Annotated in this window: 11 protein-coding genes; 2 read left to right on the plus strand and 9 right to left on the minus strand. The window is 59.2% G+C overall.

Features of this window, described 5'->3' with window-relative positions; all coding sequences use genetic code 11:
• Nucleotides 1–123: 123 nt before the first annotated feature.
• Genes ACM6I7_RS10430 through ACM6I7_RS10460 form a run of 7 tightly spaced genes read right to left on the minus strand, consistent with a single transcriptional unit; the run spans nucleotide 124 to nucleotide 8,457 of the window.
• A complete protein-coding gene (locus tag ACM6I7_RS10430) occupies nucleotides 124–1,167 on the minus strand; it encodes an acyltransferase family protein (RefSeq protein ID WP_414888514.1) in 1,044 nt (347 codons plus the stop codon).
• A gap of 12 nt (nucleotides 1,168–1,179) precedes the next feature.
• Nucleotides 1,180–2,283 (minus strand): hypothetical protein, encoded by a 1,104-nt coding sequence (locus ACM6I7_RS10435; protein ID WP_003226536.1) that lies wholly within the window; start codon nucleotides 2,281–2,283, stop codon nucleotides 1,180–1,182.
• Complete coding sequence (locus ACM6I7_RS10440) at nucleotides 2,274–3,503, minus strand: polysaccharide biosynthesis C-terminal domain-containing protein (RefSeq protein WP_414888515.1); 1,230 nt, start codon at nucleotides 3,501–3,503, stop codon at nucleotides 2,274–2,276. Before ACM6I7_RS10440 ends, ACM6I7_RS10435 begins: the two co-directional genes overlap by 10 nt.
• On the minus strand, nucleotides 3,500–4,612 hold the full coding sequence (locus ACM6I7_RS10445) for a polysaccharide pyruvyl transferase family protein (protein ID WP_414888516.1): 1,113 nt from the start codon (nucleotides 4,610–4,612) through the stop codon (nucleotides 3,500–3,502). Before ACM6I7_RS10445 ends, ACM6I7_RS10440 begins: the two co-directional genes overlap by 4 nt.
• Nucleotides 4,613–4,627: 15 nt before the next feature.
• On the minus strand, nucleotides 4,628–5,710 hold the full coding sequence (locus tag ACM6I7_RS10450) for a glycosyltransferase (protein ID WP_414888517.1): 1,083 nt from the start codon (nucleotides 5,708–5,710) through the stop codon (nucleotides 4,628–4,630).
• A 39-nt stretch (nucleotides 5,711–5,749) separates the two neighbouring features.
• Nucleotides 5,750–7,978, minus strand: coding sequence for a polysaccharide biosynthesis tyrosine autokinase (locus tag ACM6I7_RS10455; RefSeq protein ID WP_414888518.1), 2,229 nt, complete (start codon nucleotides 7,976–7,978; stop codon nucleotides 5,750–5,752).
• Nucleotides 7,979–8,016: 38 nt separating this feature from the next.
• Nucleotides 8,017–8,457 (minus strand): low molecular weight protein-tyrosine-phosphatase, encoded by a 441-nt coding sequence (locus ACM6I7_RS10460; RefSeq protein ID WP_027611472.1) that lies wholly within the window; start codon nucleotides 8,455–8,457, stop codon nucleotides 8,017–8,019.
• 291 nt (nucleotides 8,458–8,748) lie between these two features.
• On the opposite strand from ACM6I7_RS10460, the gene ACM6I7_RS10465 reads away from it, so the two are divergent.
• Nucleotides 8,749–9,699 carry a hypothetical protein gene (locus tag ACM6I7_RS10465; protein WP_027611471.1) on the plus strand — a complete coding sequence of 317 codons (951 nt, stop codon included), beginning with the start codon at nucleotides 8,749–8,751 and terminating at the stop codon, nucleotides 9,697–9,699.
• Between the two features lie 207 nt (nucleotides 9,700–9,906).
• On the plus strand, nucleotides 9,907–10,833 hold the full coding sequence (tal, locus tag ACM6I7_RS10470; RefSeq protein ID WP_027611470.1) for a transaldolase: 927 nt from the start codon (nucleotides 9,907–9,909) through the stop codon (nucleotides 10,831–10,833).
• Nucleotides 10,834–11,047: 214 nt separating this feature from the next.
• On the opposite strand, the gene rssC is transcribed toward tal, so the two are convergent.
• Together rssC and rssB are read right to left on the minus strand one after the other, a co-directional pair.
• Entirely contained in the window at nucleotides 11,048–11,530 is a 483-nt protein-coding gene (gene rssC, locus ACM6I7_RS10475) for an anti-sigma factor antagonist RssC (RefSeq protein WP_003226553.1), read from the minus strand.
• A complete protein-coding gene (rssB, locus tag ACM6I7_RS10480) occupies nucleotides 11,527–12,711 on the minus strand; it encodes a two-component system response regulator RssB (protein WP_414888519.1) in 1,185 nt (394 codons plus the stop codon). The genes rssC and rssB overlap by 4 nt, the downstream gene beginning before the upstream one ends.
• Between the last annotated feature and the right edge of the window lie 171 nt (nucleotides 12,712–12,882).

Below are 12,882 nucleotides of genomic sequence, written 5' to 3' on the forward strand. Positions count from 1 at the left end.
CGGTGCAACTCTGATTGACAAACCGCTATCGCGAGCAGGCTCACTCCTACAGAGATTGCGGTCATCTGCTGAATCTGTGTCCAGCACCGAAAACTGTGGGAGCGGGCTTGCTCGCGAAGCTTTTCAGCTATTGGCCGGCACCACCGGAGTAACGCTCGCCACCGGTTTTTTCTTCGCCGCACGCTCCCCGAGAAACAGCACCGAAGTGACATTGAAGCGGCTGAAAATCATCGACAGCACCACCGGCCCCAACAGACCCGACAGCAGTCCGCTGAGCACCATAATGCTTTCGTCTTTCACCCCCAGCCGTCCCATGACAAACCGCGAAGTCGCCGCGAACAACACATGGAACAGAAAGATCGCGTAAGAGTAGCCGCCCAGCCAGGTCAGCCACTTCGAGCGCATGTCACTCGACAGCAAAGCAATGCAGGACACACACCCCACGGTCAGACCGATCAGGCTGCGGCGGTCGACGATCAACTCACGATCAATCGCCGCCACGTACAGCAGCGTCAACGAAATCAACACAAACACCAGCGGCCCGACCATCTTGAACCGCTGCTTCAACGCCTCGACATTTTCCTGGCCGATCATCCCCGCCACAAAGAACGGCAGCAGGTAAATCGCGCCATTGATGCCGAACGCATCGAGCTTGAACGGTGGCAACAGAAACAGCGCCGCAGCGAAGGCGAACAGCAGATACAAACGCGTCATCAAGCGCAGCATCCCGCGCCATTCCAGCAGACCGACGAACATGAAAATGATGAACACCGCCTGCAGGAACCAGAAGTGATTGACCGGCACCCAGAACGACAACAGCGCATCGATCACGCCGACGTCCTTGTTCACCCCCGGCCCTACCGCCTGCAACACCGAGAACGGCACACCGACGCAAAACAGCGGTACGATCAGCCGTCGCACCTTGCCACTGAAGAACGCGGAAAAGTCATTGCCGCGAATTTTGTAGATCGAATAGATGTAGCCGGAAATGAAGGTGAACAGCGGCATGCGCACGTACACCATCGAGTCGGCGATCACCCGGAACGGCGAGCCGATATCGATTTTCAGCCCTCCGCCCAACGGGCCAATGACGTGATAGAGCACCAGCAGCAGGCACGCCAGACCACGCAGGGTTTCGATCTCCAGCGATTTTTTCTTGCTCGACATACAGCACCTGCCTCAATTCAGAACTCGTGATTCAACCCGCACCGGTTTGTTGGCGCGCAACATCAGACCCAAGCCGACAAACAACACCGGCACCACCATGGAAAAGTGCCGGGCGAAGGAACCGAAATCCGGCTCGAACAAGCCTTGCACCAGCAGGAACGCCAGCGGAATCGCGATCAGCTCCTTGGGTTTGGTCTCGATCGGCGCGCCTTTGTAATCGGTGGAGGTGATGACTTTGAACAGCAGCAGCGCGGTCATGATCATCAGCGCCACAAAGATCACCTGGCCCGGCCCGGACAACAGAATCAGCTCTACCGGGAACGACAGCCGGAAGAAGATGATCATCGAGTCCAGCGCCTGCGAGACGAAGTCACTGCCGCTGAGCCACGAGACGATCAACGATTTCGAACCCTCCTCCCCCGCCGTACGCAACTCGTTGTTGCTGGCGCGAATCGACGACACCGGAAACCCCAACGCCAGCTGAATCGCCATGGCCACCGCCAGGTAAAACAGGAACAGCATCAGGAAGAAGGTGAAGCGCGACACATACTTCTTCATCACGCAGACGCCGACCCACGACAACGAAAACAGAATCCAGTAAGGCCGGATCAGCACGCCGTAGATCACCGCCGACAGAAAAAAACCGCCGCGGTATTTGCGCGTCAGCGAGCTGAACAAGATGCTCAGCACCGCCACCGAAACGATGATTTCCTTGGTCAGGTTTTCCAGAAAGAACGAACGCACAATTCCCCACAGGCACAGGGTGCCGAAGATCGCCAGCGGCATGCGCCGGAACACCACTACCGGAATCGCCGTGAGGAAGAAATTGCAGAACATCCCGTAGGCCCAGGCGTTGGTCAGGTTGATCCCGGTGGGCCGCAGCAGGAACGCCGAACACTCGTAGGAGGAGCGATCCGGCGAGAACGGGTTCCAGAAATTGCAGTTGTCGGCGCGCGCATAGGAAGACCACAATGTCATCGCATCCGGGCCCGGAGCGCGCGGGATCAGCAGCGGCATCGCCACCGACAGAAACAGCCCGGTGAACAGAATCAGGAACGACAGCGAAGAATCGAGTTTGCGGCCGCGAAACTCGATGCACGGCAACTTCAACCCCATGCCAGCGCCCCTTTGGCACGGGTCGCCCGAGTCAACACGGCGATCACTCCGAGCTGGACGATGATCGCGAAGACATTGCCCCACGCCGCGCCATAAATCGAATAGTGTTTGATCAGCAGGTAACTGACCGGCACCGACACCAGCAAGCAAATGGCCGCGCTGGCGAATGACACCCGACTGTTTTTCGAAGCGATAAGACCGCCCCAGACGATGTCGCCGATGGCCCGCAGGGCAAAGGAAAAAATCAGTACACCGAGGATCGCGTTATCCGGACGCGGCACGCTGCTGGCGACGTAATCGAGCACCACGTTGAAGAACAGATAGATCAGCACCGCCACCGCCGCCGACACCAGCAGCGAGCGCATCACCCATTTGTTGACGAACAAATGGGTGACCGTGAACGCCTGCTGATCCGCCTGAAACCGCTTGGCCAGCACCGGAATCCCCACCACCGCCACCACCGCGTAGGACAGCGCCTGCAAAGTGTTCGCCGCCGACCACGCGTACACATATTTACCCAAGCTGGCGTAGGGCTCGAGATCGGCAATCAGGAAGCGCTCGACGGACTGACTCAAGGCGATCAACCCCGTGCCGAAATAAAACGGCAACCCGGCTTTCCACACGGTCGCGGTTGTCAGTGCTTCGCTGACCCGGCCCTTGTGCACGTTCACCACGATCAGGTAACCAGCGACGATCACCAGCACGTTGGCGGCCACCCACAGCCACAGCACACTGGCGATGCCGGAGACCCAGTCGAGCATCATCCCGCCCACTGCCAGTAGCGCCCAGAGACCGGTCTTGATGAAGAACAGCAGCGCGCCTGCCGTGGCCTTCTGCGCAGAAAAAACGAACGAGTTGATCTCGAACGACAGGTGTTCGGTGAGCAGCACCAGCGTCACGCAAATAATCAACGCGGTGCTCGCCTCGACCTGCTGGAACAGCGAGTAAATCCCCACCGTCAGCAGCGACAGCAGCAGCCCCACTGCCAGGTACAGCAACAGGACTTTGTCGACCACCCGCCGCGAGCTGCCGCCGACGCTGATCAACCGGTTGATCTCGGAACTGAATCCAACGCTGTAGAACTTCGAAGCGATCAGCGACGCTGCGACCACCACGCCATAAAACCCCAGCGCTTCGTAGCCCAGGTAATGGGTGATGGCCAACACCAGCAGAAACTTCGCGCCCAAGGCTCCGCCGCGCAGCAGCAAGCGAAATATCATCGAACGACGCCTTTGATGATCTCGTCCATCATCACCGTCTTGGCTTCGATTTCGCGGCAAGTGTCGGTCAGGCGCTTGCCGAAGTTCGACAGCGCGTTCGGCGCGTACACGGTGTCGATGATCTGCTCGACATTGATGTCGCCACCGTTGATCACCCAGTCTTCCACGCCCATGTCCTGATAGGCGCCAAAGCCTTTGCGCTCATAGCTGATGTGGTACGCCGGGACACCGGACAGCAGCGACTCGATGGCGCCGTGCAGACGCACCGAGATCACCAGGTCCGGCTGATATTTGGCAATCGTCGCCTTCAACGACAGCAGGTCTTCGCTGATGCCCAACTCACGATAGAACGCACCGTCATCGTTGCCGCGAACGGCGCTCTGCACCGCGCAGACCACTTTGCTTTTGTTCTTCAGGCGCTGCAGCAGCAACTTCAGGTTGGCGACGTAGGCGACCTTCTTGTCCTTGCTCCACTCCGGCGGCTTGCGCAGCACCACGCACACAGTGGCCGGCGACGCGGCGCAGCGGGTGAACTTCGGTTGCTGAAGGATCTTGCTGGCCAGCGACTGGACCGCCAGATCCGGCGCGCGGTAGACGTTTTCACAGGCATCGAACATTGCCGAGGAACGGTTATCGCGCACGAACACCGCATCGGCGCTGGCGTAGTGATCGACGATCTGGCGGCTCTCGCCATGGAACGGACCGATGCTTTGCGGCAGGTACACCGACGGCACCTTGCTGAGGATCGCCGTTTCCAGTTGCTTGGCGTGGCCGAGTTTCAGCTTGATGTGCTCGAAGGCGCTTTTGGAGCGCATGTAGCCGCCACCGACGCCGACGATCAGATCGGTCTTGCGCAACAGATCCGCCAGCCCGGCATACGACTGATTGAGAAACACCGCCTGCTTGACCCGCCCCAGGCCCTTGGCCGCCATCACCGGCGCGTCGAATCGCGGGTACGGCAAGTAGGCGAAAGACTGCGGGTCGGACGCCACGACATTGATCGCGGTGTCTTCGCCAAAGTTGCGCTGCACCAAGGCGATGGCCAGATCGACGAGCAGGCCGTCACCGGAGTTGGAGGCACTGTAGCCATGCAAAATCGTTACGTTCATAAGCTTGAGTTCTACTTAATAAGTGGGAGCGCAATACACGTCGTAGGTCTGGCGGATCATCAGCGCGGCACTGAAGCGCTCGCGCACGATGTTCCGGCCTTCGCTGCCGAGGTCGAGCAACCGCGGCTTCTGGATTCGCGCCAGCACGTCGGCCAGCGCCTGATGATCACCGGTGGGAAAGACGTAGCCGGACACTTCATGGGTGACCAGTTCGGGCAGTGACGTGCAGTTGCTAGCGATCACCGGCAAGCCCATGGCCATGCCTTCCAGCGGCACCATGGCAAAACCTTCCCAGCGGCTCGGAACGATCAGCGCGTCGGCCTGTTGATACAGCGCCTGCACTTCGGCCGGCGTGACCCACGGCAGGTACTCGACCGCGTCCATCTCAGGGCACTCGACCGTGTCCTCGTTGACCGCACTGCCGACCACCGTCAGTTTCAGATCACTTCGCTGCACCTTGGCGAAGGCCTTGAGCAGCACGTCGAAACCTTTCTGGTAGTCGAGACGACCGACGAACAGCAGATGGATCGGCGCGGGGCTCTCGGCCTTCGGCGCTTCGTCTCGCTGGTGGATGCCGTTGTAAATCAGCTTCATGCGCGAGCGCTGAATGCCGAACCGCGCAGCCTTGTCCATCTCGTAGCGGCTGACGCAGATGATCACGTCGGTGACCCGCTGCAGGACCCGCTCGATCCATGCGTAGATCTTCTGCTTGGTCGGCGAGCTTTCCATCAGGAACGAAAAGGCGTGCGGGCAGTAGACGATTTTCGGCTTGCGCCACGGTCGCAGAAGCACACAGACCGCGCGGCCGATCACCCCGGAAAAGGTGCTGTGCAAATGCACCACATCGGGTTTTTCCATGAGCATCACCCGGGTCAGTTGCCAGGCAAAACGCAGCAGCGAACGCACATCACGCCCGCTGCGTTCGAACGTGCGAATCTGCTGTGCATCAATGCCGTGCAGCTCTTGTTTCTGGTCGAGCGGCACCAGATAGACCAGCTCGTAATTCGAATCCTGGCCTTCGGGCGACGCCGAGATGGTGCGGATAACGGTGGCGACCCCACCTTTTATCGTTTCAGCCACGTGCAGTATTTTCTTCACAACCCACCCACTTTCATGCCTGTTGGAACGCCCCTGATTTCAGGATTTGTCCGACGCGTATTCGTAGTTGTAATAGCCATAGCTGCCATTGCCGTAGTAGCTGGCAGCGCGCTTCTCGACGCCGTTGAACACCGCGCCCTTGAGCTCGATGCCGTTCTGCGCGAAGCGGCGAATGGTCGCTTCAATTTCCTTGGCCGGGTTTACCGCAAACCGCGTGACGATCAGGCTGATCCCGGCTTCACGCCCGACAATCGCCGCGTCCGTCACCGCCAGCAGTGGCGGCGTATCGATAATCACCACGTCGTAGCGCTGACTCAGTTCGGCGAGCAGGTCGCGGAAGTTGGCATGCATCAGCAGCTCGGAGGGATTCGGCGGAACCTGACCACGGCTGATGAAGTGCAGGTTGTCGATTTCCACCGTGTTGATCGCCTGCTCAATGCTGCAGCGCTTGACCAGCAGGTCCGACAGACCATTGGCGATCGGTACATTCAGCGTCTTGTGCAAGTGGCCCTTGCGCATGTCGGCGTCGATCAGCAACACGCGCTGACCGCTCTGCGCCATGACCGCGGCGAGGTTGGAGGAGACGAAGGTCTTGCCGACCTGCGGACTGGGGCCGGAGATCATGATGCGGTTGTTGGTCGAATCCAGCGCGGCGAAATGCAGGCAGGTGCGCAGGCTGCGGATCGACTCGATGGACAAGTCGGTCGGGTTGCGCAGCGCCAGCAGATAGGCCGGTGTTTCGGCGGTGATTTTGGCCCGGCCCTTTTTCGTGTCCTCTTCGCGCTGCAAGGCACTGTAGGGAATCGAGGCATACACCGGCAGCCCAAGCTGTTCGATGGCTTCCGGCCCTTCCAGACCTTTGCTCAACGATTTGCGCAACAGCACCAGGGCTACGCCGACAAAGGCGCCGAGGAACGTTGCGATCAGCACGATCAGGGCTTTTTTCGGTTTGACCGGGCTGCTCAGGTCAACATCCGCCGGATCGATCAGGCGCACATTGCCCACCGCCCCGGCGCGGACGATGTCCAATTCCTGGGATTTGTTCAGCAACTGCGTGTAGATCTGCGAAGCCACTTCCACATCGCGGGTCAGGTTGAGCAGCTCCTGCTGCGTGGCCGGCAGATCGCCGACCTTGCCTTCCAGCGACTTCTGCTGCTGGGTCAACTCACCGATCTGCGACATCAAGGCGCGATACGCCGGATGCTGTTTGGTGAACTTGCGATCCATTTCCGCCTGCTGCATTTTCAGCTCGGAAATCCGCGTTTCCAGCGCCACGGACTGACCAAGCACCGATTGCGTTTCCAGAGAAATATTCACGGTCTTGCCGTGGGTCTGATACGCGTTGAGCGCATCGCTGGCCTTGGCCAGATCACGCTTGACCTGCGGCAACTGGCTTTGCAGGAACGCCAGGCTCTGCGCCGCTTCCGCCGAGGTGCGGCGCACGTTCTGGTCCACGTAGAGCGCGGCGATTTTGTTGAGGATCTTCACCGCCTCGGCCGCATCGGCGCTGGCCAGCGCCAGACGGATAATCCCCGACTCTTTACCTTGCTCGGAGATATCCAGCGCATCCTGGTAACCCTGAATGGTCACGATCCGTGGATTGCGCACCACTTCAAAGCGAGTACCCGGGTTGGCTTGCAGGCGCTCGATCAAACCCTCGACGCCGTCCTGGGCGAAGGCTTCGCCGGCGACGCCCTCGACCAACAGGTTGTCGTTGTCATCGAGCAACTGAAAGTGCTGTTGTTCGCCAGCCACCAGGGTGAGCTTCTTGCCCAACAACTCTTTGGGCAGATTGAGCCGAGTGAACTCCAGACGCTCGCCGCCCCAGGCGTAGCTGTTGAAGCCAAAACGCGGCGGCGCCACGCTGAACTCGGTTTCACCGCGATAACGCCGGGCGAGAAAACCGCCGACCACCGGGAAGGTGTTGGGGGTGACGTCGATATCCAGGCGCAGGTCATCGACGGTTTTGCCGATCACCGCACGGGATTTGATGATGCCGATTTCGGTCACCGACGGCGATTGCCCGCCGAGCATGCTACTGAGGTCGGAAAAACCGAGCATGTCGTTCTTTTTCGGTTCGACCTGCACCAGCGCGTTCGCCAGGTACACCGGCGTCGCCAATACCGCATAGGCAACGCCGGCGGCCATGAATGCACCGGTGAATGCACCGATCAACCATTTCTGGTCGATCAAACTGCCGAATATGCCGAGAAGATCAATACTGTCTTGATCGTTATCACGGTTGGCGATTACTGACGGTAATTGCATAAGTCTTTCTTACCATTCACTGATCTGAAGAATATTCATCAATGTCCGAGGCGCTGCGCCCACGAGCTAACAGCATCTTCAATCAATGCATGGGCATGAATAAAAGCGGCCTTACCTTGACGATACGGATCCTGTATTTCTCGTTCGCTCTGCCACTTGCCGAGAAGAAATACTTTGCCTCGGGCGTGCGAGGCAATCTTCAGCACCTGATTCACATGTTGTTTTTCCATGACCAGAATCAGGTCTGATTCATTGACGATATCGGCGGTCAATTGCCGGGCCTGGAAACCTTCGGCACTGTGCCCGTGGTCTTCCAGCACCTGGCGCGCCGAGGCTTCCATGCCTTCGCCGACCCGCGCAGAAAGACCTGCGGACGTCACCGAAATGGTTGAGGGGGTCAGCGCGTTGCGCAGCAGAAGTTCTGCTGTCGGACTTCGGCAAATATTGCCAACGCACACGACGAGGATCTTTTTGAACAAGGTTTACATTCCTGTGTAATATCATTCTGCCAACATCTAGAGCGGATTTTAATGAACCCACTAGATCATTCTGCACTCAGAAATAGATTCGCCCTGTTAGTACCAGCGTATTAAGTACCACAGGGTCAAAAGCCGCCAAAACACAATTAACGGACTAAAAATAACTGTGATTTTCAGGTCTGGTTTTCCTGACAAAAATTAACATTGGCGCACTTAGTGCCATTGTCAGTTTCGAAACAGTTATCTCGAGATATCTTTTCGCCGTTGTCACTTCTCACCCGGAGAACCGACATGAAATCAGCCCATCTCAAACCCCTGAGCGCCCTGACCCTGTTACTGCTGGCGGCAACCGGCCAGAGCCAGGCCAATGAACTGTTCCCGGCATTGCCCGCCAATAAAACCATCGGGGTTCAGGTCAAAGTCCAGACCTTCTCCGCTGCCGACGCCGAGCACGTCAAAGCCACCGGCTTCAGTTTCGTGCGTTTTGGCGTATGGACTGACAGCCTGCCCAGCGCGGCCTACCAGAAGCAGATCAGCAATGCCTTCGCCGTGGCCCGCGCGGCCGGTCTGCCGGTGCTGATGACCCTGCGCGCGACCAAGCCGTTACCGGCCAATGAACTGGCGAACGCGGGGGTCGCGTATGCCAACGCGCTGACCAGCCTGGCAGCGACCTATGGCTCACAACTGGTGGCGATCGAGCTATGGAATGAGCCGGACCTCGGCACCTACTGGCCGACCGGCAATTTCGACACGACCTTCGTGCCGTTCATGAGCGCAGCGTGCAAAACCCTGCAGGACAAACCCCAGACTGTCCCGGTGATCGGTTTTGGCTTCGCCCGGCCGCCGACTGCCGGCTCGGCGTCCACCGTGGCACTCAACCGAATCGTCAGCGAATACCCCAAATGCCTCAACGCGGTCTCCTACCATCCCTACGGCATGAGCGGCACGCAGATCAGCAACGCCCAGGCGTTTATCCAGCAGAACTTCCATCTGCCGGGGGTGATCAGCGAATGGGGCATCTCGGCGCTCGCCTCCAACGGCGGGATTGAGGGTCAGGCCAGCAAAATCAGCGCATTCGTCGCCGATATCAAAACCCGCAACATTGCCCTTACCTCGATTTACGAGTGGAAAAACAGCGACACCGGCAGCAATGACCGCGAGAAGAATTTCGGTCTGTTGACGTCCGATGGCCAGCCGAAACCGGCAGAAACTGCGGTCAAAACCCAGCTAAGCCAGCAATAACCTCTATCAATGTGCTCAAGGGGCGCTGGCCGTCAGTTGCTTTGAACCTGCGGCCGATTTTGGCATCGTATTCATCGATACCGCGCCCCACCGTTCAAACAGCCGTTCTCAGGTTGTTGCCCCCGGGGAACCCGTTGCGCCTTGATGCCCTTGAGTGGCTGTCAACGCTCGGGTAATGTCGTCAAACCCACAGGACAGAGCACACCCATGACTTCCAAGCTGGAACAACTCAAACAGATGACCACTGTAGTTGCCGACACCGGCGACTTCGAAGCGATCGCCCGGGTCAAGCCGGTCGATGCCACCACCAACCCTTCCCTGCTGCTCAAGGCAGCCGCCATCCCGGCCTACGCCGAACTGCTGAACGCCTGCGTCAGCGACTGCAAGGGCGACGTAGGTCTGGCCAGCGACCGTTTCGGCGTCGCTGTCGGCCAGGAAATCCTCAAAGTGATTCCGGGCCGCATTTCTACCGAAGTGGATGCGCGCCTGTCGTTCGACCAGGACGCCGTGCTCAAGCGTGCGCATCGCCTGATCGAGCTGTACGACAAGGCCGGCATCGGCCGTGACCGCGTGCTGATCAAGATCGCTTCGACCTGGGAAGGCATCCGCGCTGCGGAGATCCTCGAGAAGGAAGGCATCCAGACCAACCTGACCCTGCTGTTCTCCTTCGCTCAGGCTGCCGCTTGCGCTGACGCCGGGGTGTTCCTGATCTCGCCGTTCGTGGGCCGCATCTACGACTGGTACAAGAAGGCTAACGGCAACGACTACACCGGCGCCGATGATCCGGGCGTGCAGTCGGTCACCCGCATCTACAACTACTACAAGGCCAATGACTACAAGACCGTGGTCATGGGTGCCAGCTTCCGCAACCTGAGCCAGATCGAGCAACTGGCCGGCTGCGATCGCCTGACCATCAGCCCGGACCTGATCGACAAGCTCGCGGCAGACACCGGCAAACTGGAGCGCAAACTCGCCCCGGGCCACGCCGGCGAAGCGCGCCTGAGCCTCAACGAAGCGCAATTCCGCTGGCTGTCCAACGAAGACGCGATGGCTACCGAGAAACTGGCTGAGGGCATCCGTCAGTTTGCCCGTGACCAGGAGAAGCTCGAGGCGCTGCTGCAGGCCAAGCTGTGATCTGAGTCGCTGAAACATAAAAAAAGGGCGAACCCAAACGGGTTCGCCCTTTTTTTATGCGTGCTGAAAGATGCATCGTCTGGACTGGCGCCTTCGCGAGCAAGCCCGCTCCCACAGGGTCAGGTGTGGAATGAAGATCTCGGGGTCACTCAATCACTGTGGGAGCGGGCTTGCCCGCGAAGAGGCCGGAACAGACAACCTCAACCCCAAAGAATCAGTGTCTTTCGAGGGCGTTAACCAGATCATGAAAGGCTTCACGATTGGAGTCGTTCAGGCCCATGAGGATCTTGTGCGCTTCGAGCACCTTGATCCGCACCACTTCTTCGGACTGGTCCTGATCCGGGAGGTCATCCAGGCACTCGGGGCACGGCACCGGGTGGTTGACGATGTTGAACACCTGCTCGAAGCCCATCGACTGCAGCAGACGGGTGATGTCTTCGTGGGTGGTGACGACGGTCGGCAGCAGGCCGACCTTTTGCCGCGACAGGATCGACAGTTTGGCCAGCAGGCCGAGGGTGGTGCTGTCGATGCTGCGGGTTTCGGTCAAATCGATCACGATCGCGTTGAAATTCAACGCGGTGAAGATTTTCTCAATAGTCGCATCCAACGCCGAACACAGGGTCAGGCGAACTTCACCGACGAACTTCAGGACGAAGGTGCCGTCCTGCTCGGCGAACTGGATTCTACCGGTACTCATTGAAGGTTCCTGCTCAACACCAACAGGGCGATATCATCCGGCATCTCCCCTAGCGTGGCCAATCCAAACACTTGCCGCAGACCATCCAGGCTGCCGCCCGCCGCCTTCACCCGTTGGGGCAAAGCGGCTTCTTTTTCCTTGAGCGTCGGTTCTGGCAACAGATCCAGAATGCCGTCGGACATCAGCGTCAGGCTGAACGTCGGAGGCAGCTCAAGCACGTGATCTTCGTAGGTGGCCTCATTGAACAGGCCCACCGGCAAACCGCGGCCTTCGAGGTAACGAACACTGTCAGGCGTGTACAACACAGGCAACGGCAGATGGCCGCCGATGCTATAGGTCAACAAACCGGTCTCCTCGTCGATGACTCCACCGACCATTGTGACGTGTTTGCCCAGCTTACAACTGATCAGCCCCCGGTTGATATGACCAAGGACTTCCGAAGGCTTGAATTCCGGCAACGTGCCGTTGCGCTTGGACTCGAACAGCAGGCGCGTGGTCATGAACTTCAGCAGCACCGTGACGAACGCTGACGAGGCGCCATGGCCCGATACGTCGGCCAGGTAGAACGCCACCCGACGCTCGTCGACACGGAAGTAGTCGACAAAATCACCCGACAGGTACAGCGACGGGATGATCTGGTGGGCAAACTGGAACTCGTCGATGCGCCACGGGCTTTCCGGCAGCATGTTCATCTGCACCTGACGACCGGCGTTCTGGTCCTCCTGGAGCAGGTTCAGGCTGGCTTCGAGCTCGCGGTTGGCCTTCTCCAGCTTCTCGCGGTAGCGCTGGTTCTCCAGCAGCAGGCGCGCACGATCCAGCGCGCGACGCACCGAATGCTCGAGCACGGCCAGGTCTTCGAGAGGCTTGATCAGGTAGTCCGCCGCACCCAGGCGCAGCGCCTCGACCGCGTCGTTCATCACGCCGGCACCCGAAACGACGATCATCGGCGTTTGCGGTGAGCGCTCGGTGACCTGACGGATGAGTTCGAGACCGCCCATCTGCGGCATGCGCAGATCGCAGATGACCAAGTCGGGCTTGTCTTGCTCGAATACCTGAAGACCCTGTTGGCCGTTGCTGGCCTGCAGGACGCTGAAACCACTGTCTTCCAAATAGGCCGCGAGGCTCGCGCGCACTACTTCGTCATCATCGATTATCAGCAGCGTGGCACTGGTTTTTGGCATGTGGGCAAACGGCGCCAGAATTAGGTTGGCGTAGCAGGCGGGGCATCGGCCCGGCTCAGACTACTGGATTCGCTTTCTAGCCTCTCTGCTGCACCGCTTTCGAGCATTGAGCCGGAACGCGATTGCACCAGAGGTGCCCTTCTAAGGCGCAGACGGTACTCCCATCCGCGG

Source organism: Pseudomonas sp. IT-93MI4, from assembly GCF_949767635.1.
Classification (GTDB): Bacteria; Pseudomonadota; Gammaproteobacteria; order Pseudomonadales; family Pseudomonadaceae; genus Aquipseudomonas; species Aquipseudomonas putida_A.